The following is a 24,944-nucleotide window of genomic DNA, read 5'->3' on the forward strand; positions in this document are numbered from 1 at the left end:
ACCTTTGGTCGCATCGGTAGATCCATCGGGGGAACATGTGTGCTGGACCACACCCCGACTCTGATTGGGCACCACCCTATAGGATATTTGAGACCAGGACGACACCAGCTCCTCGACGGATCCACCGGCGGGCGCAACCCCACCCGGAGGGCGCACGCCCCCGCCGCAGGGGCCCGTGGGAGAATTCAGGACATGACAGCAGGAAGCAGGCAGAGCCATGAGTGAGGGCCCCACCGGGGAATCCTGGGTGCAGCGCAGCGTCCTGGCCGACGAGGTGTACAAGCAGGTCCTCTCCCGCCTGATGGACGGCAAGCTCTCGTCCGGGGATCCGCTCAGCATCGACGGCACTGCCCGCGAGCTCGGCGTGTCCCCCACCCCGGTCCGGGAGGCGCTGGCCCGCCTCGAGTCCACAGGACTGGTGACGCGCGTCGCCCTGAGGGGATACCGGGTAGCCCCGATGCTCAGCCACGCGGAACTGTCGGACCTGATGGATGCGCGCCTGCTCCTGGAGCCGCACAACGCCGAAGTGGCGTGCAATCGCGCGGATCCTGCCTTCCTGGACGCGCTCGGCCGATCGATCGAGGACCTGCGCGTGGCCCCGAACGGCCCGCACTTCTCCGACTACCGGTCCTACTGGGAGGCCGATGAGCGCTTCCACCGGCTGATCGTGGAGCAGACCGCCAACAAGTTCCTCCTGAGCGCCTACGACTCGCTCGGCGGGCACGTACACCGGTTCCGGCTGTTCAGCGGCGTCGGGGTGCGGGATGCCGAGAGCGCCATCGACGAGCACACCCGGATCCTCACCGCGATGCGGCGGGGGGATGCGGGGGCCGCACGCGTTGCCATGGCGAGCCACATCTACGGGGTGGGCGAACGGGCGATCCACGAGTACGAGGCCTCCGACGAGAAGGCTCCGGGAAGGACCGCATAGCGCCGCATCCTGAAGCGTGACGGTTGACACCATCCGGGGCCGCATGGATCCTATAGGAACACGATTCGCGCCCGTTCGGCCCTGATTCCCACCCGGAATCCGGCCGGTGCGTCGGCGTGTCAGACGCGCAGTACCGTGCACATCAGAGGAGATGCGGCTCATGGCTCAACGTTCAGTGGCAGTTGTCGGTTCGGGGTACATGGGCGGAGGCATCGCCCAAGTCCTGGCTCTCGGTGGGGCGAAGGTCGCTCTCGCCGATGTGTCCCAGGAGATCGCCGAGAAGAACCTCGAACGTCTGATCGGTGAGGCCGAGCGGTTCGTCGCGGACGGACTGTTCCCCGCCGACGCCGTCCAGCGCCTGCAGGAGCAGCTGTGGGCCGCCCCGAGCATCGAGGAGGCCGTCGCGGACGCCTCCTACATCGAGGAGGCCGTCCCGGAGATCCTCGACATCAAGCACGGAACCCTTCGCCGGATCAGCGATGCCGCTCCCGCGGACGCCGTGATCGGCTCGAACACGTCCACCATCCTGATCGCCAAGCTCGCCGAGGCGGTCGAGAATCCCGGCCGGTTCCTCGGTGTCCACTTCTCGAACCCGGCGCCCTTCATCCCGGGCGTCGAGGTCATCCCCCATGCGGGGACGACACCCGAGACGGTCGAGATCGCCCGGGAGATCGTCACCCTGACCGGCAAGAAGGCCGCCGTCGTGAAGGACGTGACCGGGTTCGTCCTCAATCGTCTCCAGTACGCGCTGTTCCACGAGGCCGCCCAGGTGGTGGAGCAGGGCATCGCGTCAGCAGAGGACGTGGACACCCTCGTGCGGACCACCTTCGGGTTCCGGCTGCCGTTCTTCGGCCCCTTCGCCATCGCCGACATGGCCGGCCTCGATGTGTATTCCTTCTGCTACGCCTCGCTGCAGACCTCCTTCCCCGAGCGCTTCGCGACGCCCGCGATCCTCCAGGACCTCGTGGACGAGGGGAAGCTGGGGACCAAGTCCGGTGCCGGGTTCCTGGACATCCCGGCCGAACGGACGGAGGATCTTGTCGCATACCGCAACAAGGCCTATGTCGCCATGGCCGGGCTGCTGAAGGAGATGGGCCCGAGTCCTGCCGAGGAATCCGCGACGTAGCAGCGCACGAGCACCCCGCCCACCCCCGGCCCACTCGCCGGCCTGACGCTGGAAGGCGTGGCGCCGTCGACGGCCCGTCGAACCATACGAGGCTGAACAATGACGTACCTTGTGAACGATCCCGAGCACTTCGCCGCCGACGCCCTGCGCGGTTACGCGGCAGCACACCCTGAGCATGTGATGCTCGCACACGGCGGGGTGGTGCGCTCCACCGAGACGCCCCAGGGCCAGCCGGCGCTGGTGATCGGCGGAGGGTCCGGGCACTACCCCGCCTTCGCGGGATGGATCGGGCCCGGCATGGGGCACGGGGCGCCATGCGGCAACATCTTCTCCTCGCCGTCCGCCTCGCAGGTGTACTCGGTCGCCCGGTCGTCCGAGAACGGGGGCGGGGTGATCCTCGGCTTCGGCAATTATGCGGGGGACGTGCTGCACTTCGGGCAGGCCGCGGAGAAGCTGCGCGCCGAGGGGGTGGACGTGCGCATCATCCGCGTGTCCGACGACATCGCGTCGGGGCCCGCCGCCGATCACCGGGACCGCCGCGGGATCGCAGGCGACCTCGTGGTCTTCAAGATCGCCGGAGCGGCCATCGAGGCCGGGGCCGACATCGACGAGGCCGAGCGTGTGGCCTGGAAGGCCAATGACGCGACCCGCTCCTTCGGCGTGGCGTTCGAGGGGTGCACCCTTCCGGGCGCCGACGGCGCACTGTTCCACGTCCCCGAGGGCGAAATGGCCGTCGGGCTTGGCATCCACGGGGAGCCCGGGATCCGGGAGGTCCCGCTGGGCACGGCCGGGGACATTGCCGACCTCCTCCTGGACGGCGTCCTGGAGGAGGAGCCGGAGCGCTCCGACGGCGGATACCGCGGGCGCGTCGCCGTCGTCCTCAACGGCCTGGGAAGCGTGAAGTACGAGGAACTGTTCGTGGTCTACGGGCGCCTGACGGACCGGTTCGCGGAGCTGGGACTCACCGTCGTGGGCCCGGAGGTGGGCGAACATGTGACGAGCCTCGACATGGCCGGGCTGTCCCTGACCGTCGTCTTCCTCGACGACGAACTCGAGGAGTACTGGCTCGCCCCGGCGGACACCCCCGCCTTCCGCAGAGGTGCGCCCGACCCGTCCGTCAGGACGGAGCGGACCCGCGTCCACACTCCCGGCGAGGAGGCGATCCCCCCGGCCTCCCCGGAGTCACGCGAGGTGGCGGCGTCGATCGTCGAGGCGCTCGAGGTGCTGCGTGCTACCGCGTCGGAGCACCAGGAGTACTTCGGCAGGCTCGACGCCGTCGCCGGTGACGGCGACCACGGTCAGGGCATGGCCTACGGTTCGCGTGGTGCGGTGCAGGCCGGACGGTCCGCCGTCGAGAAGGGTGCCGGCGCGAGGACGGTCCTGCTCCATGCGGGCGACGCCTGGGCCGAGGAAGCCGGCGGTACGTCCGGCGCCCTGTGGGGTGCAGCGCTGATCGCCGCCGGGAGCGTCTTCGACGACGCGGAGGGAGCCACGCCCGACCACGTCGTCCGCGCGTTGCTGACCGGGAGCGACGCCATCAGCCGCCTCGGAGGGGCAGCACCCGGGGACAAGACGATGGTCGATGCCATCGTCCCGTTCCGCGAGGTGCTCGCCACCGAGTTCGGGGCGACGGCCGATCTCGCGGTCTCGACCAGGAAGGCGGCCGCGGTGGCCCGCGAGGCAGCCGACGCCACCGCCGGCATCGCTGCCCGCCGGGGGCGGTCGCGCGTCCTCGGCGAGAAGAGCGTCGGGACTCCCGACCCCGGCGCCGTGTCCTTCTCCATCCTCATGGGCGCCCTCGCGGAGCTTTTCGGGTCGACCGTTCCGGAGAACCAGCCGTGACGGTGTGGGTCGGGACGAGCTGGAAGATGAACAAGTCCATCGCCGAGTCCGGGGAGTATGCGCGAGGCCTGCTCGCGGCTCTGGCGACGCGGGACGCAGGAGCGGTCCGGCCCTTCGTAATCCCTCCCGCCACGGCGATCGCCACCGTGGCGGGAATCCTCGGTGAGGACGGCCGTGTCCTGGTCGGGGCCCAGAACGCCCACTGGGAGGATTCCGGCGCCTGGACCGGCGAGATCTCCGTGCCGCAGGTCGCCGACGCCGGGGCGCGGATGGTGGAGATCGGCCACTCGGAGCGGCGCGAGCACTTCGGGGAGACCGACGAGACCGTTCGCCGGAAGGTGGCGGCGACCCTGCGGCATCAGCTGATCCCTCTGCTCTGCATCGGCGAGCCCTCCACCGTCAAGGACTCCGGCGGGTCCACGGAGTTCATTCTCGAACAGGCTGCGCGGGCACTCGACGGGCTCGACGACGACCACGTGGCTCGCGTCATGATTGCCTACGAGCCGATCTGGGCGATCGGGGAGCACGGACGCGCCGCCACCGTCGACGAACTCGGAGAACCGTTCGCAGCACTCGGGAGGGAGTACGGCGGCCGTGTCGCCGGCCTGCTCTACGGCGGGTCGGTCGGACTGGACAACGCTGCGGCCCTCCTGGGCATCGAGCACGTGGACGGGCTGTTCGTCGGCCGCACGGCATGGGACCTGGAGGGCTACCTGCGTCTGATCGACATCGCCGCGGGGCACCGACGGTCCACCTCCGAAGACCACCAGTAGATCCATGAGGAAGAGGAACAAGCTATGAGCGAGAAGAAATTACGCATCGTCATCGGGAGCGATGAAGCCGGATTGGACTACAAGGAGGTCCTCCGGAAGGATCTCGAGGCCGACGACCGCGTGGGGAGCGTCGTGGATGTCGGGATCTCGCGCTCCGAGAACGTCGACTATCCCCACATCGCGGTGGACGCGGCCCGCAAGGTCGAAAGCGGCGAGGCGGACCGCGCCCTGCTGATCTGCGGAACCGGTCTGGGCGTGGCGATCTCCGCCAACAAGGTCCCGGGTATCCGGGCCGTCACCGCCCACGACTCCTACTCGGTGGAGCGATCGGTCCTCAGCAACAACGCCCAGGTGCTCTGCATGGGTCAACGGGTCATCGGCGTGGAGCTTGCCCGGCGTCTGGCCAAGGAATGGCTCGGCTACGTGTTCGATTCCTCGAGTGCGTCGGCCGCCAAAGTGGACGCGATCAGCGGCTACGAGCAGCGCTGACCCCCCCCCTCGCAGGCCGCCGGCAACCGGTCCCGCAGGCGGGACCGGTTACCGGCGGTACCTGTCTACCGTGATTGCTTGCCCGAGGAACCCGTGGCCTCCACGGCCGGGGCGTCCTCGGTGCGGTCCTCGACGTCGGCGGCGACGACCGGCTCGCCCTCGACCCGGTCGCGGTCGTTCCTGGCGCCGTCGCCCCGGGTCTTGAGCAGGCTCGCCACGGTGGCGACGGCGATCGTGGCGCCGATGAACAGCAGTGAGAACCAGATGGGGATCTCCGGCACCCACAGCAGCGGCTCACCATTGTTGATGAAGGACAGCTCGTTGACGTGCAGGGCGTGGAAGACGAGCTTCACGCCGATGAACGCCAGGATGACGGCCAAACCCTGGGCCAGGTAGATGAGGCGTTCGAGCAGTCCGCCGATGAGGAAGAACAGCTGGCGCAGGCCCATGAGCGCGAACGCGTTCGCGGTGAAGACGATGTACGCCTCGTTGGTCAGGCCGTAGATCGCGGGGATGGAGTCGACAGCGAAGATGAGGTCCACGAAGCCGATCGCGATGATGGTGAGCAGCATGGGCGTCACCCAGCGCTTGCCGTCCTTCTTCACGGTGAGCTTGTCCCCGTGGTACTCGTCGGTGACGGGCAGGACGCGGCGGACGAGCTGCATGAACCTGCCGTCGGCCGGGTTGGACTCATGGCTGCCGAACGCCTGCTTGTAGGCCAGGACGAGCAGCAGGGCGCCGAAGATGTAGAAGATCCAGGAGAAGTTCTCGATCAGGCCCGCGCCGATGGCGATGAAGGCGCCGCGGAGGATGAGGGCGATGATGATGCCGATCATCAGCACCTTCTGCTGGTACTTCTTCGGGACCGCGAAGCCCGTCATCACGATCAGGAAGACGAAGAGGTTGTCGATCGATAGGGCCTTCTCCGTGAGATAGCCGGCGAAGTACTCGCCGCCGAAGTCCCAGCCCGACACCACACCGATGCCGACGCCGAAGAGCAGGGCGAGGCCGATGTAGAACGCGGACCACCGCGCTGATTCACCGATGGTCGGCTCGTGGGGCTTGCGCACGTGGGCGAAGAACTCGTAGACGAAGAAGAGGATCGTCACGGCGATCGTGATCAGCCAGATGGTCGGCGTGATCTGCATGTGGGTACTCCAAAGGGTAGGCGTCAGACAATGGCGCCAAGGTCTCCTCCGCCCGGACGGAACCGGAACCGATCGGTCCGGGATGCTTCGCTGCATCCGTATTGACGGGCCGATCACAGACGGGAGTACTCCCCTTGATACGAGAAGCCTAACGCACGCATGACCGTGCGCATTCCTAGGGCGCAGGGATGCCGACGTCGGGCCGGTGGCTAGGCTGGGGGAATGGCCACAGTTCTCCTCGTGCGGCACGGCCGCACCACAGCCAACGCGACCGGACTCCTGGCCGGCCGGGCCGACGGCGTCAGCCTCGACGAGATCGGCCGCGACCAAGCGGCCCTGACCGGGGGTCGGCTCGCGGCCGTGCCCCTCGTCGGCGTCGTGTCGAGCCCCCTCGAGCGCTGCCGGCAGACCGCCCAGTTCATCCTCGATCGCCAGCTCAGCTCTCCCCCCGCGCCGGTCGATCCGGAGCTCACGGAGTGCGATTACGGCCAGTGGCAGGGCCGCCTCCTCAGCGAGCTCGCGACCGAGCCCCTGTGGCCGACGGTGCAGTCCCAGCCGTCCGCCGTCACCTTTCCCGGGGGTGAGTCCATGGCCGCCATGCAGGCGCGGGCCGTGGCGGCCATCCGGCGCCGCGACGCGGCCTTCGAGTCCGAGCACGGGCCGGGAGCGGTGTGGGTGGCCGTGAGCCACGGGGATGTCATCAAGTCGATCCTCGCCGATGCCCTCGGCACGCACCTCGACCTGTTCCAGCGCATCAACGTGGGCCCGGCTTCCGTATCGATCGTGCGCTACGGCGCGAGCCGGCCGACCGTTTTCGCGACCAACACCGACGCCGGGGACCTGTCCTGGCTGGCCACCAGCGCCCCGAGCGGTGACGCCCCGGTGGGCGGTGGCGCGGGGCACGCAGCACCACGTTCCGCATGAGCCTAAAATGCTCCTATGCCTACAACTGTTCACGAGTTCGCCTGGCCTGACCGGGTTGTCGTCGGCACCATCGGCGTCCCGGGGTCGCGTACGTTCTACCTGCAGGTCCGCTCGGGCTCCCAGCTCGTGAGCATCGCGCTGGAGAAGCAGCAGTCGGCCCTGCTCGCCGAGAAGATCGACGAGATCCTCGACGAGCTCGGCACCCTCGACGGCAACCCCTTCAGTGTTCCCGCGAGCACGCCCATCGAACTCGTGGACAACGACCAGCTCGAGCCCGTCCAGGAGCAGTTCCGGACCGGCGCGATGAGCCTGGGGTGGGATCCCGCGACGGCGCAGGTGGTCATCGAGGCCTACCCACTGCCCGAGGCCGACGACGACGCCACGCTCGAGGACGACGCTGCGTCGTTCGACGACGACGCCGAGGCGTCCGAGATGCTGCTGGTACGCATGCCGGTCGGCACCGCCCGCGCCTTCACGAAGCGCACGCGGGAGGTCGTCGGAGCAGGGCGTCCGATCTGCGTGATTTGCGGCCAGCCCATCGACGCCGACGGGCATACCTGCGCCCTCCCCGAGGTCTGATGCCCGCGCCCGACCTCGTGACCGCCGAGCTGACGCTCACCGGCCGCATCACGACGGCATCGAACGCCACGTTCCTGGGCAGCATCGGCGACACGGCGGTGGTGTACAAGCCGATCCGGGGCGAGAAGCCGCTGTGGGACTTCCCCGACGGCTTCCTGGCCCACCGGGAGGTGGCCGCCTATCTGGTCTCGGAGGCCCTCGGCTGGAACATCGTGCCGCACACCTGGCTGCGGGACGGCCCGTTCGGCGAGGGCATGGTGCAGCTCTGGAAGGAGACCGACCCCGAGCAGAGCGCCGTGGACCTCGTCGCGGCGGACACCGTGCCTGCGACCGGGTGGAAGCAGGTCCTCGAAGGCCAGGACGAGCAGGGGCGGATGGTCGCCCTGATCCACGAGGATACGCCCGTGCTGCGCCGGATGGCGGTGTTCGACGTCCTCGCCAACAACGCCGACCGGAAGGGCGACCACATTCTCGCCATGCCTGAAGGACACCGGTACGGCGTAGACCATGGGCTCACGTTCCACGGCGACCACAAGCTGCGGACGGTGCTGTGGGGATGGCTGGGCGACGAGTTGACAACCGAGGAGCTCGAGGGCGTCGACCGGGTTCGCGGGGGGCTGCGGGGTTCACTCGGACGTGAGCTGGCGGAGTTGCTGACCGCCGCGGAAATCTCGTCGCTCGCCGCACGGTGCGCCGCGTTGCACGCAACCGCTCGGTTTCCCGGTCCGCGGAGTGGTATGTCCGCGGTGCCCTGGCCGCTGTTCTGAGCGGACGACGGCGGGACGCCGAGGCTCCCGCGGTTCCTCGATCTCCCGGACCAGCGGCTCCGGCGTGGGATCAGAGCTCACTCGCCCTCGGGGACCAGCACCGTCACGCCCGCGGCGTCGAGGGCCGCGGCCAGCTCCGTCGACGGCGCCCTGTCGGTGATCAGGTAGTCGGCGCCCTCCAACGGGATGATCTGCGCGAAGAGCCGCCGGTCGAGTTTCGTGGAGTCGGCGAGGATGGCTGTGCGTTCGGCCCGGCTGATCATCTCGGCCATCATGGCGGCATCCCCGAGATTCGACGTCGAATAGCCTGACGCGTCCACCGCGCCGACGGCGATCAGCGCCATGTCGCACCGGATGTCCATCTCGGGGGTGCTCCCGCTCATCCCGAGCGTGACCGGACCCGTCGTCGCCTGGGTGAGGGTGCGCACCGCTCCGCCGAACATGTAGAGGTCGCGGAACACGGTCGACGAGATCTCCGCCGGGATCCGGAGATTGTTGGTGGCAATCGTCAGGTTGCGGTGGTTGCGGAGCGCCCGGGTCACGGCGAGGCTCGTGGTCCCGGCATTGATCATCAGGACGGAGCCGTCGGCCACGAGGTCGACGGCGAGCTGGGCGATCGCCTCCTTCTCCGCCGTCTGCATGCTGAGCCTCACGTCGATCTCCCGGTCCCGCCCGGCCCGTTCGGCAATGCTGACGGCTCCACCGTGCGTCCGGATGAGGACGTTCTCGCGGTCCAACTGGTCGAGGTCGCGCCGGATGGTGTCGATCGATACGTTGAAGTGCGCGGCGAGGTCCGCCACTGTCACGCGCCCCACCTCGTCCACATAGGCGGCAAGATCCGCCTTCCTGCCGGCAGGGAGTTGGCGGACGCGCTGCAGTTCTTGCGAAGTCATGCCCCCATCAGTAACACACAGACCTTCTGCGCGCACCGAATACCGCAGGAAAACGCAGATTATTGCGCCATGGCAAAGCTCTATCAGGATTGTGTGCCGTTTTCAGCGTCTTACTTGCACGGAACCCTTGACGTCATGATGTGAGCCAGCGCACACTTAGAGTGAAAAGCAGCAAGAAACGGCAGAACCAAGCGAAATATTGCACAATCTCAAGGAGGAGATCTGATGTCCACCCATCGGCGCATGCGTACCCGCGCAACCCTGCTCACCGGCATCGCAACCACCGCAGTCTCGATCGTCGCACTCACGGGCTGCGGGTCGGGCGGGTCCGGTTCCGAGGAGGCCGGCGGCGATGTCACTATCGAGTTCGCCCAATGGTGGGAGCCAGAGCTCCCCGACGGCGAGTTTCGCGCGCTGATCGACACCTTCGAGGAGGAGAACCCCGGGATCACGGTGGACCTCGTCAGCGGGCCCTATGCCTCCACCAAGGAGCAGCTCTTCGCCGGAGCGGCTTCGGGCACCATGCCCGACGTCGTCGGCCTGGACGGCGCCTGGGTGAGCGATTTCGCGAAGCAGGGTGTCATCGCCGATCTCGGCCCCCTGCTCGAGGAGGCCGGTTTCGACGACAGCCAGCTGGTGAGTCAGGTCAAGGTCGACGACAGCACCTACATGGTCCCGGTCGTCAACTTCGTCTACCCGATGTTCACGAACGACGACCTCCTGGCCCAGGCCGGCGTGAGCGCTCCCCCGGAGACCCGCACGGAGTTCGCCAATGCAGCCAAGAGCGTCTCAGACCTCGGCGGAGACGCGGCCGGCTGGGTACTCCCCCTCTCGCTCGAGGCTCCAAACGGCGTCCAGAACGATGTCATGTCCTGGGCCTGGGCCTCGGGCGGCACCATGCTGAAAGACGGTCAGCCGGACCTCACCAATGACGACGTCACCTCCGCCGTCGAGTTCATCGGTGGCATGTGGGACGACGGCGTGATCGCCCCGGGTAGCTTCACCATGAAGGAACAGGACAAGGTCGAGGAGTTCACCAACGGCCGGGTCGGCATGATGATCGACTCCCTGGCGCATATCAACCTGATCCGCGAAACGAACCCGGACCTCAAGTTCTCCATTTCCGCGGTCCCGGCCGCCGACGATTACACCGGTGAGCGTGGCATCCCCTACGCCTCGTGGGGCATCGGTGTTGCCGAAAACTCCGAGAACAAGGACGCCGCCGCCAAGTTGGTGTCGTTCCTGATGAGCGAGGAGACCAATTCCGAGCTCTCCACCATGGCGAATGCCTTCCCCGGCAACACCGAATCGGTCCCCGCCTTTGTCGAGGACGACGAGCTGTTCAAGAAGGCTTTCGAGATCTACCAGGCGGGCTACCCGGCCAACGAGTTCGTCGGTCTCCCCGTGGCGGAGGAACTGATGCGCAAGCTCGGCGCCCAGCTGCAGTCCGCGTTCGACGGCCAGCAGTCCCTCTCCGAGGCGCTCGAGAAGGCGCAGACGGAGTGGGAAGCCGAGTTCTAGGCCCTCTTCCCCGCACCGGATCGGGCACTGCTGCCCCCACGCGGTGCCCGATCCTCCACAAAGGTCGTCCCCATGAGCCTCCGCACTGTTACCCCGCCCGATCCCGAGACCCTCCTCGGGGGAGCACCGCCCCGCAAGCGCCGCCAGCTGCGCCGCGCCGGCGAGTCCTACGGGTTCCTCGCCCCCACCCTGATCCTTCTGTTCGTTCTCATGATCGTCCCGATCGTGATGGTGATCGGCTACTCCTTCCAGGACAACGTAATCCTGAAGTCGTCCTCCGAATTCACCGGGACGACCAATTACGTCACCGTGCTGACGGACCCGGCGTTCTGGAAGGCGACCGGCAACACCGTCTTCTTCTCCACCGTCAGCGTCGCCGTGCACCTCGTCCTCGGCCTCACCTTCGCCATGCTGCTGAACAGTCCGCTGATCAGCGTCACCTCCCGGGCCGTCTTCCGCGCCCTGTACGTGCTGCCGTGGCTGTTCACCGCGGCCGTCATCGCCGTCCTGTGGCGCATGCTGCTCTCCCCCAACGGGATCGTGAACTTCCTGCTGAACACGGATGTGGAGTGGCTGGCCGATCCCCAGCTCGCGCTCGGCACGGTGACCTTCATCAATATCTGGGCGGGTTACCCGTTCTTCATGGTCAGCCTCCTGGCGGGCCTGCAGGGCATCCCGCAGGATCTCCACGAGGCGGCGAGCATCGACGGTGCCAGCCAGGTGCAACGCTTCTGGAACGTGACCATCCCCCAGCTGCGCCCGATCATCATCAGCCTCGTACTCCTGGACCTGATCTGGACCTCGCAGCAGTTCGCGCTGATCTGGCTGACCACGGGCGGCGGGCCGATCGACGTCACCGAGATGCTCAGCACCTACACCTACAAGCTCGCCTTCGCCAACTACGACTTCTCGCTCGCCGCGACCGCCGCGGTGCTGATCCTGCTGATGTCGATGATCCTGGCTGTCCTGTACGTCCGCCACCAGAAAGCAAGGGATTGACATGGCGATGACCAAGCAACGCCGCACCAGCCTGGCGAAGTCCGGCGTCCTGGCTGGCCTGCTCCTCGGGGCCGTGTTCGCCGCGGGGCCCGTGCTCTGGATGCTGTCCAGCTCATTCAAATCCAACACAGAGATCTTCGAACTGCCGCCCCGGCTTGTCACGGACTCGTTCTCGTTCGACGCCTACGCCGCGATCCTGACGAATTCTGAGACGCTGCGTTTCTTCTTCAACAGCTATCTCGTGGCCGGTGCGGTGACCATCTTGACGCTCCTGGTGGCCATCCATGCCGCCTATGCGTTCAGCCGGTTCGAGTTCCGCGGCAAGCGGGTCCTGAACGTCGTCATCATCAGCGTTCAGGCGGTCCCGCCCATCACCCTGCTCATCCCGTACTTCGGCCTGGTGGTGGCCCTCGGCCTCTACAACACCTACCCGGGCCTCATCTTCACCTACATGGTCTTCACGCTGCCCTACGCCATCATCATGATGACCGGCTACATGAACACACTGCCCCGTGAGCTGGACGAGGCCGTGCGGGTCGACGGTGCCGGCTCGCTCACAGCCCTGTGGCGCGTCCTGGTGCCCATCTCGGTCCCCGGCATCGTATCCGTCGGCATCTACACGTTCATGATCGCCTGGAACGAGTACCTCTTCGCACTGACGCTCACCCGCACCACGGAGATGCGCACCGTGCCGATCGGCATCCAGCTGCTCATGGGCCAGCACTCGTACGAGTGGAACCAGATCATGGCAATGAGCATCCTCGGGTCCATCCCGGTGCTGATCCTCTTCCTGGTCCTGCAGCGCTTCTTCATCAGCGGCCTCACCGCCGGCTCCGTCAAGAGCTGACCCCCACACCACCCTTCGCACGTCATCTATCCAAGGAGAATCACAGTGCTGTACACCGGTAAGTCCATCCTCGCCATCGCCAACGAACACAACTTCGCCATCCCCGCCTTCAACATCAGCGACTGGGCCATGTTCAACGGCGTCATGGACATCAGCGAGGAGAAGGAGGCGCCAGTCATCATCGCCATCCACCCGGACGAGGTCTCCCACATCCGCACCGACCTCGTCGCCGCCATGCGCAGCCGCGCCCACCGCTCCAGCGTCCCCGTCGCCATCCACTGGGACCACGGCGGCACCTACGAGCAAATGATCGTTGCCATCCAGGCCGGCTTCACCTCGGTCATGATCGACGCCTCCCTGCTCCCCTTCGACGAGAACGTGGCCCTGACCCGCAAGGTCGTCGAAGCCGCGCACGCCGTCGGCATCCAAGTAGAAGGCGAGCTCGGTACCATCGGCGCCAATGACAGCTACGGCGAGTCCGGCGCCGCGGAAATCATCTACACCAACACCGACGACGCCGTCCGTTTCGTCCAGGAGACCGGCGTGGACAGCCTCGCGATCGCCATCGGCACCTCGCACGGGCTGTATCCGGCGGAGAAGAACCCCGAGCTGCGCCACGACCTCCTCAAGGAGATCAAGGCAGCCGTCGGCATCCCTCTCGTGCTGCACGGCGGGTCGGCGAATCCGGACAGCGAGCTGGCGCGGGCCGTGAGCCTGGGCATCAACAAGATCAACATCTCCAGTGACATCAAAGTCTCCTACCACAACGCCATGCGCCGCATCCTCGGGACGGACGAGCGCCTGCGGGAGCCGAATGCCATTCAGCCCGAGGCCATCGCCGCTCTCAAGGTCACTGCCGCCGAGAAGATCGACCTCTTCGGCGCAGACGGCAAGGCCAAACTGTACTGAGGCCTCGCCCCGGAGCATGCCGGCACGGGGCTGATACACGCTGGCAGGAAAGGATCGGTGCCATGGGAACCACGCTCGTCCTCGGACTTGGCGGGACCGTCGACTACGAGGTGCGCTGGGACGCGGATATCGTCGGGTCACTAGCCGAGCAGTACGGCATCCGTCGGACCGAGCTCACCACCATGGCACCGATCGTCGACGAACGGTCGCTTGTGGTCACCATCCTCGCCTTCGTGATCGACGGCGCCGGCGGGGAGCGCTTCGTCGAATCCTCCGACGTGGTCAAGCAGTTTGCGGACCGCTTCACCACGGAGATCACACTCGGGGGGACCGGGGTGCGGGCCGGGATTGCGCTCGACCGGCTCGGCATCCCGAGTGTCCAGCACCTCGTCAGCATCGACGACCACGTGCGGCGGCTTATGCCGGCGTCCATCTCCTGGGTCAGCTCGGCCACTGAGGACACCCTGGACCCGCACCTGATCGTGCAATATCCGGCCGGGACGGTCGTCCGGTTCGACGACGGTGAAATCGTGTCGCCGTCGTCGAACCGCCTGATCTTCGCGAACGATCCGCCGAACCGCAGCATGGCGATCGCGCCCGAGCTGGGGGACGCGCTCAGCGACGCGGGAGCCTTTCTCGTCTCGGGCTTCAACACCATGCAGGACGAGGCGCTGCTCGAGCGGCGCCTCACCGAACTCGACGCCGCATTGGCGCAGCTGCCGGCCGATGCTCTGGTCTACTATGAGGACGCCGGCTTCTACGTCCGTCGCTTCGCTGAACGGATCTGGGCGCACCTGCTGCCGCGCATCGACGTGTACGGCATGAACGAGGACGAGCTGCAGGAATACGTGGCCAGGCCCGTGGACCTCCTCGATCCGGCCGACGTCGCTGCCGCCCTCCTAGAAGTGCACCGCATCATCCCCGTCCCCGCGCTGCTGGTCCACACGCAGCACTGGGCCATCGCCGTCGGGCCCACCGCCGCCCGGCACCGCGACGCACTCAGCAGTGCCGTGCAGATGGCAGCCACACGCTTCCGGCTGGGCGACGGTTTCACAGCGGCCGACTTCGAGGCGACGGCACTCCTCCCGAAGAACGCCGCAGGAGGAGCTGTAGTGGACACCGTCGAAAAAGCGATCCCCGGTGTGGTCGGTGTGTCCGCCTTCAAGATCAACACTGCGACGCCGACCACCATCGGACTCGGTGACTGCTTCGTGGGGGGCTTCTTGGTAGATCACGCCCCCGTCAGGGAACCACAACTATGATCGAGCGCCTTCCGTCCAACCGACCGCCGCAGCGTTTCTACCGCGGTGGGGCGCAGATCTCGTCCTTCCGCGGCGAGCCGGCCTCGACACCGTTTGAGCCGGAGGATTGGATCGGTTCCACCACGACGATCTTCGGGGAGCAGGAACTCGGCCTGACGCCCCTCGCCGACGGCCGGCCCCTGCGCGACGCCGTCCGCGCCGACCCGTGCTACTGGCTTGGCGCTGACCACACCACCCGCTGGGGTGATGACACCCGGCTACTGGTGAAGCTGCTCGACGCCGGCCAGCGCCTGCCCGTCCATGCACACCCCGACGACGCCTTCGCGGCGCAGCACCTTGGACATAGCCACGGCAAAGCCGAGGCCTGGTACATCCTGACCGGCGGCACGGTGCACCTCGGACTCGTGCGCAGCATCGGCCGGGAGGAACTGGCGGCGCTCGTGGACGCGCAGGACGTCGACGCGCTCCTAGGTCTGCTGCACGAGGTGGCCGTGGTCCCCGGCGACGTGGTGTTCGTCCCGCCGGGTGTGCTGCACGCCATCGGCGCGGGCGTGCTGCTGCTCGAACTGCAGCAGCCGGAGGACCTCTCGATTCTGCTGGAGTGGCGGAACTTCGCCCTCGACGGGACGGCTGACGGGCATCTGGGCCTCGGCTTCGAGTTGGCCCTGACGGCCGTCGATCGGACGGCACTTCCCCGCGAAACGCTCGCTGGGCTGGTGCGGGCTGCCCCACCGTCGGGTTCCCTCCTCCCCTCCGACGCCGACATCTTCTTCCGCCTGGAGCGCGTTCGCGTCTCCGGTTCAGGTCGGATCGATGCGGGCTTCGCGGTGCTCGTCGTCACGGAGGGCTCGGTGTCTCTCTCAGGCTACGCCGCACCCTGCGGCAGCACGTGGCTGATGCCCGCCGACGCAGGACTGCTGGAGTTCGACGGCGTCGGCGAGGTTCTGGTCGCGCGCCCTCCCGTGAGTACCGGACGTCAATGGTGACCGGTTCTCGTCGTCCCGAACATCAGGGTGCGGCGCTCGACGTCGTAGTACACGGTCTCCGCCGTGGAGAGCAGGTCCTGGAGGTTGTCGGCGTCATCGGCGTCGATGGTCAGAACTTCCTCCCAGGCTCCCTGGTCGAGCACCAGTTGCAGCGTCCAGGATCCGGGCTGGCCCGGATCACCGGCTACCCAGCTGAACTGGTAGTGGCTCAACTGACGGACTTTGATGCTGTCGTCGGTGACGGGTTGATTCAGGTTCTGTGCCATGGTGTTTCCCTCCTTGCACGACCCACCCGGAAGCGGCGGGTGCTGTGGGCGGTACGGACAGATACCGGAAGGGCCCGTTCGTGGTCCAGTGGAGACATCGGGCTCGCCCGGATGCTCCCAAGGTAGTGCCGCCATCGGCTGAGGTAAACAGTGGACTGATGAAAATGGCGAGATTTCTCACGCACACACGGTGATCATATTCCCGGTGGCCGGGTGCCTGTTCGGCCACCGATCCGCGGCTCGCATCCCGCTTAAAGCATCCGCCCTGACAGAGCATCCGATGCAAGTGCCTCTACACGCCTTTACCTCGCCGCCGTGATTCCTATACTGACCCCATGATGATGTCCCTGCTGTTCGGCACGGTGGCTTCGAGTGCCCTGGTCATCGGTGCGGTGATCGGAGTCCGTTTCAATCTGCCAAAACGGGTGCTGGCGGTTCTCCTGTCCTTCGCGGCAGGGTCTCTCATCACCGCGCTGGCATTCGAGCTGTTCGAGGACGCCTTCGAAAAGGGCGGAATCTGGCGGGCAGCGCTTGGCCTCCTCGCGGGCGCCCTCGTCTTCACCGTCCTCAGCGCAGTACTCGACCGGTGGGCCCAGGCCGGCCCTGAACCGGAGGCCGCGGACGACTATCAAGGCAGCGCCAAACTGGACACCGACGCCGCGGCAACAGAAGAGACATCCTCCAAGGCATCAACGCGCGGCGCAGCAGGCCTCGCTCTTCTGGCCGCTGTCACCCTCGATGGTGTGCCGGAGAATGTGGCGTTGGGCGTCGCCCTCGGTGGAGGAACCGGCGGAATAGCTTTGTTAGCAGCGATCTTCGTATCGAACCTCCCCGAAGCCCTGGTAGGAGCATCATCCATGCGTGCCCAGGGTAGGTCGACGGGACGCATCCTCGGACTATGGGGCGCTTGCGCGGCATTGCTGGCCCTGGCCGTCGTGATCGGCGCCGGCCCCCTCTCAGGGGCAGACCCGGAAGCCATTTCCCTGCCCCTGGCCTTCGCCGCCGGCGCCGTGATCGCATCCCTGGCCGATACCCTCATGCCCGAAGCCTACGAACATGGCGGACCCGCCGTCGCCATGAGCACCGCCGCCGGCTTCGTCCTCTCCTTCGTCCTCTCCCTCATCTGAAGACCAGCGAAGGCCCCCAACACTCACGCCGGGCACACCACCACCCCGGAGGGCGCCGATGCACCGCAAAAGCCCCACTACGGGTGACCACGGCTCATGGCTCGCAACCAGCGGGCAGCACGACAGTGGGATGAGACATTGCCCTCCCCCCGTTGCTGCTGCTCCTGGCGTGTCTTGCTACCTTGTCTCGCTGGTGGGTTTGGTGTCTGGTGACGGAGGAGTCGGCTGCGAGACAGTTTTTGTCCCATCTACGCCGTCGAGGACGTGGACGACCTCGGTGGGATCGGGCCATTCCGCCAGGATGCCGTCGGCGAGATCGATGTTCTCCTGATCTGTCGGTTCCACGGCCATGTGGTCCAGGTGGCCGGCTGAAAGCTGCAGGACGACTTGATATGTGGCGTCCCCCGGTCCGGTGAACTGGGCGCGTACCGGGAAGATCTGATCGTGCGGCACAGCGCGTGGCAGGTCGGCGGGAACCTCGAGGTACACGGTGGAGGTGAATTCGTCACCCCAGGAGAGTTCCTGCGCGACGGCGAGCTGCGCGCGGAGCTCTCGTGCTCCCGCTATGTCGGTGGCGTCCAGGATGCCTTCGACGAGGCTCCGGACGCGGGGGTCCAGTGGCTTGACCTGCTCAGAGGCATCATCCAGCACCGCCACGACCAGCGCTCGTCTGGCCGCGGCGCGGTCGCCGAGGAACCCAGCGAACGTGACCGCTGCGGCGCCTGCTGCCATCCAGCGGCGCGGGTGCTGCGCGCCGGCCCGCCGAAGTCTCTCCTCGAGACGGGCCTCGATGACGTCTCCGAGATCAGCGAAACGAAGCGCGACCGCTCCCCCGGCGAGCCCGGCTAAAACCCGTAACGGGAGGTGCCTGCCGCCGACAGTGACCCCGGTGTACAGGCCCGTGATGACAGCGGTTCCGGCATGGACAGCGCGGCGCGACCGGTCATCGAGCGTGGATCCATCGATGAGGGAAAGGGCCCCCATCGTTGCGGTGGACAGGATGCCGAAAACCGGTGACGCCGGATCGGAGAAGGGGTGCCGCTTCGCTTCAGTCACGAGTTGTCCTTTTCAGATGAGTTGATCTTTGTCTACCACGAACGACCGGGGCCTCTGAGGTCAGGGATCCCTCGAGGTGAAGCAGTTTGGCGTGGCGCAGCCCAGAGGCTGGTCCGCGGCGGAGGCGGTAAGAGTTTTCGCCGCCTCAGGACATGTCGGTCACGCCCAGGCTGAGATACCGGTACACCGTCGCCCGGCTCGCCCCGATGATCTTCCCGATATCCGCCGGCGCCAGCCCCTGCGCCTTCAACTCCTGGGCCCGCTTCACCTTCACATGCTCCGCGGTGACCTCCCGCCGGCCTGCCCTCCGCCCGTGCTCCGCCGCCGCGGCCATGCCGGCCCTGGTCCGCTCGGCGAGCTGGTCCCGCTCGAGCTGCGCGAATGCGGACATCACGGTCAGCATCGCCCGACCCATGGGACCGGTGGTGCTGATCCCCTCGGTGACACTCCGGAAGTGCACGCCCCGCTGTTCGAGGTCATCGATGAGGGCCAGCAGGTTCCGGGTATTGCGTCCCAACCGGTCCAGCTTCCACACCACCACCTCATCCCCCGCCCGGAGATGCTCCAGGAGCTTGCCCAGCTCGGACCGACTCGCCCGCGTGCCGCTCACACCGTGGTCGGTGAAGATCCGATCACAGCCGGCCGCCGAGAGCGCTGCGTGCTGCAGATCAGCGTTCTGCTCCAGCGTGCTGACCCTCGCGTACCCGATACTTCCCAACCCAACTCCTCACGCGCTCATCAGAGGCTTTCTTCTACTTCGTTGAGAATAGTCAATGTGAGACACATTGTTGAGACCCGCCACGGACGCCCACTCCCCCGCCGATGTTGGAGTTCGCCGACCTGTCGCCAGACCCTGCCGGCGGCCCAGTCAAAGGATCCTTTGACTGGACGGCCCGCAGACAGCGGGCCGTATGCGCAGTCGCACCTACGGCTTGGTAGCAAAATCCGTCGCGCTCAATGCAACCACCGATGACGTCGCACGCGCCTTTTGCACCAACTTCAAACCCGTCTGCCTGTCGCACAACCGATCGGTGCACAACGGGTCCTTTTGCACAACACCCTCGCCGGTCGACAGCGCGCCCGATGTGCGCCATGCGATGGCATCGGGCACGATGTCACTCATGGAGTTCCCGCGTGTAGACGTCACTGATGATGTGATGTGCCTAGAGCACATCACAGACCATTTCCTGCTTCGTAGGGTAAACCAGCATGCAGAACAAGGAATCTGTCATCTCTGCATGGAAAATGGCCTAGGCGCAGGCCAAGGTCTAGTGGTAAACCTGGAGCACGTAGCCAAGATCGTGGACGAGACTGCGGAAAAGCACTACAACCACGAAGGACAATTCTTTGATCATCAACAAATTCTAGAACCGAGAGAAACGTCAGAGGTAGTCGAGGCCCTGCTCGATGGGTGTATCGCTTCAGAGGTATTCGAACTCGCCTGTGACGTATTATCTAAACTGATTTTAGAAGACCAGGACTGGTTTGAACCGTACGACATGGACCGCGAAGCAAGCGTCGAGTTTGAATGGGACGACTTTGAGGAGAGCATTAAGCACGAATCTCGACTCCTCTCAGCACCTCGCGGCCCCAAGCCTCTAACTGCACCTGAAAGTAATTACCGGTTTGTTAATTCGTTACTCGTCTTCGCTGAAGAGCATGCTGGTCTAATAAAGCAGCTGGAGCGTGGAACAAAGCTATACCGAGCACGTACCGACCGTGATTCCCGCGCTCTTGAACGGGATGCAAAGCTTTCTCCAGAGACTCAGCTCGGCCCCGCTCCTGAGAATCAAGCGAGTGCGGGTCGCATGAACGCCCAGGGCGTTCCCATGTTTTACGCGGCTTTCAGCGCCGAGACCGCATGCGCAGAGGTAGCCGCCCACAGTCCGTATGATGAAGCGGTCTCCGGCACTTTCATACTGCAACAGTCACTACGAGTCCTCGACTTGACACAGTCGTTGCCCATTCGAAGCGTTTTCGACGACTCACCACCAGTAGCAGGTGATCATCGATTAGCTTCACTTGGATACTATGTTGAGCGAATCACTCAACCCGTCATTCTCGATGGAAATCATCCCGTGGACTACGCCCCCACCCAGGTATTAACTGACGCTTTCCGTTATTGGGCAGATCCTCAGATTGACGGAATCATTTACCCTTCACAGGTGAGTAAGGGCGGTAAGAACGTCGTGCTCTTTTTTGGAAACCGGCGTTGGTTCGAGCAGGTCGGCAAATCTGTAAGCAACCTCGAACGCTTCCAGCGAAGATCCGAGCGGGGCACGGATGCCCCACTTTTCGTTATCGACCCGAAGACTGTGCACCGTTTCCGCGTCGACCGTAATATTACGGTGCGAAAGGCACGCAGTTAGCGCGCAATACTCACCTGCATTAGGGGTTTAACTCCCAGGCACATCACAGCTCAAACGATCCATCCATAGGATTTTAACCCCTATAACGGGAGAGCTCGCCTCGAGCGAGTGGTGGTCGTGCGCATCATCCACGAGTGCTGGTCGGAACGGGTCACGGTGGGAGTTATTCGACGACGAGGATGACGCTGATGGCGGTCATCGCGGTCCCGGATACTCGAGTGACGATGCGTGCGGCTGTTAGTCGGCAACTGAGGACGGCACGAGCGCCGAGGCCGACAAGAAGATGCACGGCGGCGCAACTGATTATAGGAACGGGGCGCTGGGTAATCGTCTGCACGCCGACAGGCTGCGCGCAAACCACCAGAGGTGTTGTGCTCCATATACCATCGGAACATGACTGAAATAGACCTCTTCCTGACGACCATTACGAAGGATCTCGGTGATCCTTCGGACTGGATTGCCCCGGTAGAGTTTCGCGACTCACTTGCTCTTTGTGCTTTGAATTCTGCGTACTCGCTAAATGGCCTCTCGATCGCTGCAAAGAATGTTATCGCCCGGTACCGCACTTTCCGCCCAACCGCTGACACTGATAGTGGCCCCGATCTGATGGAAGCTATGGACAGCGTTGGAGGCCCCAGGGATTTCGCAGTCAACATCCTGCGCAACAAGCGACCTCTCGCCCGCTCGAATCGAATGCGACCAGAGGGAATTTATGAGGGGGTGTCTCGCCTCGCAGCTCTAGATACTGCCGTAACAACTGCAGAACACCTCCGCACTGCCGTGATCGATGGGGGTACCGCCGCACAGAGAGCGTGGCTCTCAGTCAAAGGTTTTGGCCCGCTTGCCTGGTCATACCTGATCATGAACGCAGGAGTTGGCACCGAAACGAAACCAGATGTCATGATTCAGCGCTACCTTGCACGGGCGCTCGGTGAGACCAAGGTGCTTGGACCCGATCGAACGCGGCATTTCCTCCAGCTCGCGGCCGCAGAACTTTCGGTTGAACCCCGAGACCTGGACCGAGCAATCTGGCAGCACGAGAGCCCGTCGAAGTAGATACCCGGTCAAGGAGCTCTACGAACAATGACGTCGGCAACGGTGTCTGGCTCGCCGCCACCGGCCTATACCTCGCAGCGCTAAGTTTGAGTCATGACGTACCCAGATACAGCAGCGGCCATCATCATTAGCGTGTACGAGACATCTACGCACTCCCAGATTGGGACCCTACTGATGAAAGTTGGCCTTGGGCCCTATGACCCGGGTAACGAGACGCGTGGTGGCCAAGGCATCAATAAGGAAAAGCGGCTTACGACTGCCATCCAGACTGCTCCCTCTGCCGTCAGGGAAAAAGCTCTCGCAAGACTGACGGTAAAGCTCTGCAACGAGCGCGCTGCGACGGAACGTCCTGAGTGGCTAGATGAACTGGTGGAGGAACTACGTCTTGCCGATCTCTCCCTACATGGAGATGCCGTCGAAGTGAAGCGGTATGACTGGTCCGATCCGGAGACTCAGTTCACCTGGCGCCTGGGTCCACTCGGTGCTGATGAAATTCCCGTTACCGCTCAAGCAGGTCAACTTGAAGCGCTACTGACAAATCACAATCTCCCTGTCGCAGCCAATCACTACGCCCAAGCTTTCGAGAGCTTCAAAGCAGGATCTTTGGAGGCTTCTAATGGTCAATTACGTGCTGCTTTAGAAAACACCCTCGTAAGCCTGACCACCCGGGCCACCGGGTGGTCAGGTGGCCCGGGTGGATCTGCAATTGATACCCTAAATGGAAAGGGGTACTTCGCGGATGGGGAGCACAACTACTTCGTCGGCATATGGAAGATCAGTCACGGACAGGGGGCTCATCCTGGCCTCACGACGGAGGCTGAAGCTGAGTTCCGTTTCCATGCCATCACAGCTGCCATTTACTTTCTCGTTCATCGGTTGACCTGACAGGCGCTGAGGCCCGCTGCGAAAAACGCATCCTTGTGACTGCTTGGGCGTGCTGTACGCGTGGGTGCGATTCCCATCGAAGGCCATTCGGGTGCAGGCGCACGCGGTCTCATACACGCGTACAGCGGTCAAGATTCAGCTCCTCGATCCACTCGTCAGGATTCAGCGTGAGGGCTGGGTATGGCTCAACGCACGGACGCCCACCGACGTCGACTGAAGCTGTTCAGCCTTGGGCCCGGTCAACTCTGGACCTCATCCTCAATTACGATTCTAGGCCTCTGTATCGGCCTCGCTTCTGCCTTCCTCATACGCTCCCTTGTCGGCTCATCAAGTCGCCGGACTGCATCAGCCGCTCCGCCTGAGATGATGCGCTCCCTCAACGTCTGGCCGGTATCGCCCAAGCCAATGTGCGGTGGAAGGCCACTGGGAAGAACGAGACCTGTAAGGAGGGTAGGAATCGCTACCTCACTGAGGTACTGGCGTAGCTTATTCAGCTCTTGCACAGGACTGGCCCATTCCGTGAACGGCTCTGGCCGGCGGATCATTGCTGCGGTTTGCGTCTCTACGCCGACTACTTCTCCTACCCGACCTCGTAGCAGAACGTCCCCGACACGAAGTGGTCGGTGACGACGGTCCTGAGCACCTAATGGTGTTCGATCGTCCGACACGAACGAGCGTGCGGCAGCGATCTGGACAGTTCGGTGCTTATCCGCGTTGGAGTACGCCTGCAGGAGAAGTAGTGGGTGGGCTAATTCAACGTCGTGTCCGCTTACTGCAGCGAACCGCTTGGAGACGGAACCGACCTTGCTCGGCCCATCCTCGAACGGCTGCAACTTCCGCACCGCTTGCCCTAAGCGAGCATTAGAGCTGAAGGCTGTGATCTTTGCGCTCTTCATTCGGCCTGCCCACTTATCGAAACCCTCCCGGTTGTCATGATCGAAGATGGGCATCGAAACTGCTCGTTGAGCTGAAGGCGAGAGCCTGGGGTTCGCCTTGCTGACCAAGTGCCAAATGACGTTATCGAGGGCGGCTCGAAGATGGTTGATGGCCTCGCTGAACAGGAACGACGCAACGGGGGGCACGGGCCGCACCGATTCGACTTCGAGCCTCATCGACGCACCCCGCCTTATATCCAGCAGCGTCATCGGGCCATCGAGCGACCACTCACCTATCACGTCTCCCATTTCGTAGGCCAGCTGGTCGGCGCGGGCAAGCCTCAGTGCTACCGATTCGAGCTGAGAAGGTAACCACGCGTATGGCTCAAGGTTCGGTTCGGAAGTCATAATCTCAGCATCTCAGTCGTATGTTTGGGAGGCATCACGGACTCTTGCCATAGAGCGCTGCTCGAGGTCTTTGACGACCTCACGACTGTAAAGCACACTTGACTATGTAAAGCGACGTTTACACGACTGGGGGCTTTTCATGGCAGATCAAAGCGTGCGCACGAGGTGGGGACGGACACTCTTCGCCAAGGGTCGCTTCCCGGCGATCGCGGTCGCGGCTCCCAGCGGCATCGTGATCGGCGCGGTGCTCGGTCTTCTCGCGGCCTCGCTCGGCGTCGGCGGATCAGCGTCCCCCATCCTGGTCGGTGTGGTGTTCGCGCTCTGCCTGACCTTTCCCTCGACGATGCTCGTCTACATCCTCGTGGTCGACCGGTCGACCATGGCGGGGGCGGCCGAACGACCGGAGGAATCCGTGGAGTCCGCCTGGTACGACAAGGCAGCAGCCGGAGCCCTGACCGACATCATCCTCGTCGCCGGCCTCGCCGCGGCCGTGCTGAGCTTCCTGCCCACGAGATACTCGGTCGACCCCGGGCTGCTGATGGCAGGCGTGCTCGGCTTCGCGTCACTGTCTGTCGCGGTCCGTTATCTGCTCCAGCGCCTCCGGGGCTGAAGTGCAGAACCTGGTCCACGACCACCGCACGCGTCTCGGGTGGTCGCAACAGAAACTGGCCGAGGAACTCGACGTCTCCCGCCAGACGATCATCTCCATTGAGCGCGGACGCTTCGATCCCTCCCTGCCGCTGGCCTTCAGGCTCGCCGCGATCTTCGACACCACCCTCGAGGAGTTCTTCATCCCCGACGACACAACACCCTCCCGAGATGCGAAAGACACACCGGGCATCTCGCTAGACTCACCGCCATGACCAGGGGGACGAAGGAACACGGCAGCCGGAATGACTCCGCCGA

The 24,944-nt window shown here is 64.9% G+C and carries 27 protein-coding genes; 20 read left to right on the forward strand and 7 right to left on the reverse strand.

Annotated elements, in window-relative coordinates; genetic code table 11:
- Positions 1-217: 217 nt before the first annotated feature.
- From C4K88_RS15300 to C4K88_RS15320, 5 genes are all read left to right on the forward strand, one after another.
- The gene (locus tag C4K88_RS15300) at positions 218-931 is read left to right on the forward strand and encodes a GntR family transcriptional regulator (RefSeq protein WP_104122498.1); all 714 of its coding nucleotides are present in this window, start codon (positions 218-220) and stop codon (positions 929-931) included.
- A 160-nt stretch (positions 932-1,091) separates the two neighbouring features.
- Positions 1,092-2,057 (forward strand): 3-hydroxyacyl-CoA dehydrogenase family protein, encoded by a 966-nt coding sequence (locus C4K88_RS15305; RefSeq protein ID WP_104122559.1) that lies wholly within the window; start codon positions 1,092-1,094, stop codon positions 2,055-2,057.
- Between the two features lie 99 nt (positions 2,058-2,156).
- The gene (locus C4K88_RS15310) at positions 2,157-3,899 is read left to right on the forward strand and encodes a dihydroxyacetone kinase family protein (protein WP_104122499.1); all 1,743 of its coding nucleotides are present in this window, start codon (positions 2,157-2,159) and stop codon (positions 3,897-3,899) included.
- Entirely contained in the window at positions 3,896-4,672 is a 777-nt protein-coding gene (locus C4K88_RS15315) for a triose-phosphate isomerase (protein WP_104122500.1), read from the forward strand. Before C4K88_RS15310 ends, C4K88_RS15315 begins: the two co-directional genes overlap by 4 nt.
- Positions 4,673-4,696: 24 nt before the next feature.
- Entirely contained in the window at positions 4,697-5,161 is a 465-nt protein-coding gene (locus C4K88_RS15320; RefSeq protein WP_104122502.1) for a ribose-5-phosphate isomerase, read from the forward strand.
- 65 nt (positions 5,162-5,226) lie between these two features.
- Here C4K88_RS15320 and C4K88_RS15325 read toward each other — a convergent pair whose 3' ends face one another.
- On the reverse strand, positions 5,227-6,309 hold the full coding sequence (locus C4K88_RS15325) for a TerC family protein (RefSeq protein WP_104122503.1): 1,083 nt from the start codon (positions 6,307-6,309) through the stop codon (positions 5,227-5,229).
- A 222-nt stretch (positions 6,310-6,531) separates the two neighbouring features.
- Between C4K88_RS15325 and C4K88_RS15330 the strand changes: the two genes are divergently transcribed.
- Genes C4K88_RS15330 through C4K88_RS15340 form a run of 3 tightly spaced genes read left to right on the forward strand, consistent with a single transcriptional unit; the run spans position 6,532 to position 8,579 of the window.
- The gene (locus C4K88_RS15330) at positions 6,532-7,233 is read left to right on the forward strand and encodes an MSMEG_4193 family putative phosphomutase (protein WP_104122504.1); all 702 of its coding nucleotides are present in this window, start codon (positions 6,532-6,534) and stop codon (positions 7,231-7,233) included.
- 15 nt (positions 7,234-7,248) lie between these two features.
- Positions 7,249-7,812: a DUF3090 domain-containing protein gene (locus C4K88_RS15335; protein ID WP_104122505.1), complete on the forward strand. Its 564-nt coding sequence runs from the start codon at positions 7,249-7,251 to the stop codon at positions 7,810-7,812.
- On the forward strand, positions 7,812-8,579 hold the full coding sequence (locus C4K88_RS15340) for an SCO1664 family protein (protein ID WP_104122506.1): 768 nt from the start codon (positions 7,812-7,814) through the stop codon (positions 8,577-8,579). The genes C4K88_RS15335 and C4K88_RS15340 overlap by 1 nt, the downstream gene beginning before the upstream one ends.
- A gap of 77 nt (positions 8,580-8,656) precedes the next feature.
- Here C4K88_RS15340 and C4K88_RS15345 read toward each other — a convergent pair whose 3' ends face one another.
- Positions 8,657-9,472 (reverse strand): DeoR/GlpR family DNA-binding transcription regulator, encoded by an 816-nt coding sequence (locus tag C4K88_RS15345; protein ID WP_104122508.1) that lies wholly within the window; start codon positions 9,470-9,472, stop codon positions 8,657-8,659.
- Between the two features lie 225 nt (positions 9,473-9,697).
- On the opposite strand from C4K88_RS15345, the gene C4K88_RS15350 reads away from it, so the two are divergent.
- From C4K88_RS15350 to C4K88_RS15375, 6 genes are all read left to right on the forward strand, one after another.
- A complete protein-coding gene (locus tag C4K88_RS15350) occupies positions 9,698-10,993 on the forward strand; it encodes an ABC transporter substrate-binding protein (protein WP_241522001.1) in 1,296 nt (431 codons plus the stop codon).
- Positions 10,994-11,065: 72 nt separating this feature from the next.
- A complete protein-coding gene (locus C4K88_RS15355; protein WP_104122509.1) occupies positions 11,066-11,992 on the forward strand; it encodes a carbohydrate ABC transporter permease in 927 nt (308 codons plus the stop codon).
- A 7-nt stretch (positions 11,993-11,999) separates the two neighbouring features.
- Positions 12,000-12,839: a carbohydrate ABC transporter permease gene (locus C4K88_RS15360; RefSeq protein ID WP_241522002.1), complete on the forward strand. Its 840-nt coding sequence runs from the start codon at positions 12,000-12,002 to the stop codon at positions 12,837-12,839.
- 45 nt (positions 12,840-12,884) lie between these two features.
- Complete coding sequence (locus C4K88_RS15365) at positions 12,885-13,748, forward strand: ketose-bisphosphate aldolase (protein WP_104122512.1); 864 nt, start codon at positions 12,885-12,887, stop codon at positions 13,746-13,748.
- 62 nt (positions 13,749-13,810) lie between these two features.
- Entirely contained in the window at positions 13,811-15,010 is a 1,200-nt protein-coding gene (locus C4K88_RS15370) for an ADP-dependent glucokinase/phosphofructokinase (RefSeq protein WP_104122513.1), read from the forward strand.
- On the forward strand, positions 15,007-15,996 hold the full coding sequence (locus C4K88_RS15375) for a class I mannose-6-phosphate isomerase (RefSeq protein WP_104122514.1): 990 nt from the start codon (positions 15,007-15,009) through the stop codon (positions 15,994-15,996). Before C4K88_RS15370 ends, C4K88_RS15375 begins: the two co-directional genes overlap by 4 nt.
- Here the strand turns inward: C4K88_RS15375 and C4K88_RS15380 are convergent.
- Positions 15,987-16,262 carry a hypothetical protein gene (locus tag C4K88_RS15380; RefSeq protein ID WP_104122516.1) on the reverse strand — a complete coding sequence of 92 codons (276 nt, stop codon included), beginning with the start codon at positions 16,260-16,262 and terminating at the stop codon, positions 15,987-15,989. The genes C4K88_RS15375 and C4K88_RS15380 overlap by 10 nt on opposite strands.
- Positions 16,263-16,597: 335 nt before the next feature.
- Here C4K88_RS15380 and C4K88_RS15385 point away from each other — a divergent pair, with 335 nt between their 5' ends.
- A complete protein-coding gene (locus tag C4K88_RS15385) occupies positions 16,598-17,389 on the forward strand; it encodes a ZIP family metal transporter (RefSeq protein WP_104122517.1) in 792 nt (263 codons plus the stop codon).
- A gap of 177 nt (positions 17,390-17,566) precedes the next feature.
- Here the strand turns inward: C4K88_RS15385 and C4K88_RS15390 are convergent, their stop codons facing one another.
- The 3 genes from C4K88_RS15390 to C4K88_RS17555 all read right to left on the reverse strand — a co-directional run bounded on the left by C4K88_RS15390 (position 17,567) and on the right by C4K88_RS17555 (position 19,568).
- On the reverse strand, positions 17,567-18,445 hold the full coding sequence (locus C4K88_RS15390; protein ID WP_104122518.1) for a hypothetical protein: 879 nt from the start codon (positions 18,443-18,445) through the stop codon (positions 17,567-17,569).
- A 145-nt stretch (positions 18,446-18,590) separates the two neighbouring features.
- Positions 18,591-19,163 carry a recombinase family protein gene (locus C4K88_RS15395; RefSeq protein ID WP_104122519.1) on the reverse strand — a complete coding sequence of 191 codons (573 nt, stop codon included), beginning with the start codon at positions 19,161-19,163 and terminating at the stop codon, positions 18,591-18,593.
- A gap of 207 nt (positions 19,164-19,370) precedes the next feature.
- Positions 19,371-19,568, reverse strand: a complete 198-nt coding sequence (locus C4K88_RS17555) for a hypothetical protein (protein WP_193900728.1) — start codon at positions 19,566-19,568, stop codon at positions 19,371-19,373.
- Here C4K88_RS17555 and C4K88_RS15400 point away from each other — a divergent pair.
- The 3 genes from C4K88_RS15400 (at position 19,567) to C4K88_RS17185 (ending at position 22,755) form a co-directional block, all read left to right on the forward strand.
- Positions 19,567-20,814, forward strand: a complete 1,248-nt coding sequence (locus tag C4K88_RS15400; protein ID WP_193900729.1) for an RES family NAD+ phosphorylase — start codon at positions 19,567-19,569, stop codon at positions 20,812-20,814. The two genes, C4K88_RS17555 and C4K88_RS15400, sit on opposite strands and share 2 nt — an antisense overlap.
- 393 nt (positions 20,815-21,207) lie before the next feature.
- Positions 21,208-21,870 (forward strand): DUF8548 family protein, encoded by a 663-nt coding sequence (locus tag C4K88_RS17180; protein WP_146065708.1) that lies wholly within the window; start codon positions 21,208-21,210, stop codon positions 21,868-21,870.
- A gap of 93 nt (positions 21,871-21,963) precedes the next feature.
- The gene (locus tag C4K88_RS17185) at positions 21,964-22,755 is read left to right on the forward strand and encodes a hypothetical protein (protein WP_146065709.1); all 792 of its coding nucleotides are present in this window, start codon (positions 21,964-21,966) and stop codon (positions 22,753-22,755) included.
- Between the two features lie 239 nt (positions 22,756-22,994).
- On the opposite strand, the gene C4K88_RS15405 is transcribed toward C4K88_RS17185, so the two are convergent.
- A complete protein-coding gene (locus C4K88_RS15405) occupies positions 22,995-24,038 on the reverse strand; it encodes a hypothetical protein (RefSeq protein WP_241522003.1) in 1,044 nt (347 codons plus the stop codon).
- A 139-nt stretch (positions 24,039-24,177) separates the two neighbouring features.
- On the opposite strand from C4K88_RS15405, the gene C4K88_RS15410 reads away from it, so the two are divergent.
- Both C4K88_RS15410 and C4K88_RS15415 read left to right on the forward strand, forming a co-directional pair.
- Positions 24,178-24,648: a hypothetical protein gene (locus tag C4K88_RS15410; protein WP_146065710.1), complete on the forward strand. Its 471-nt coding sequence runs from the start codon at positions 24,178-24,180 to the stop codon at positions 24,646-24,648.
- Between the two features lies 1 nt (position 24,649).
- Positions 24,650-24,901 carry a helix-turn-helix transcriptional regulator gene (locus C4K88_RS15415; RefSeq protein WP_104122522.1) on the forward strand — a complete coding sequence of 84 codons (252 nt, stop codon included), beginning with the start codon at positions 24,650-24,652 and terminating at the stop codon, positions 24,899-24,901.
- Positions 24,902-24,944 lie beyond the last annotated feature (43 nt).

Origin of the sequence: Arthrobacter pityocampae (genome assembly GCF_002927275.1) — a bacterium.
Lineage (GTDB): Bacteria > Actinomycetota > Actinomycetes > Actinomycetales > Micrococcaceae > Arthrobacter_D > Arthrobacter_D pityocampae.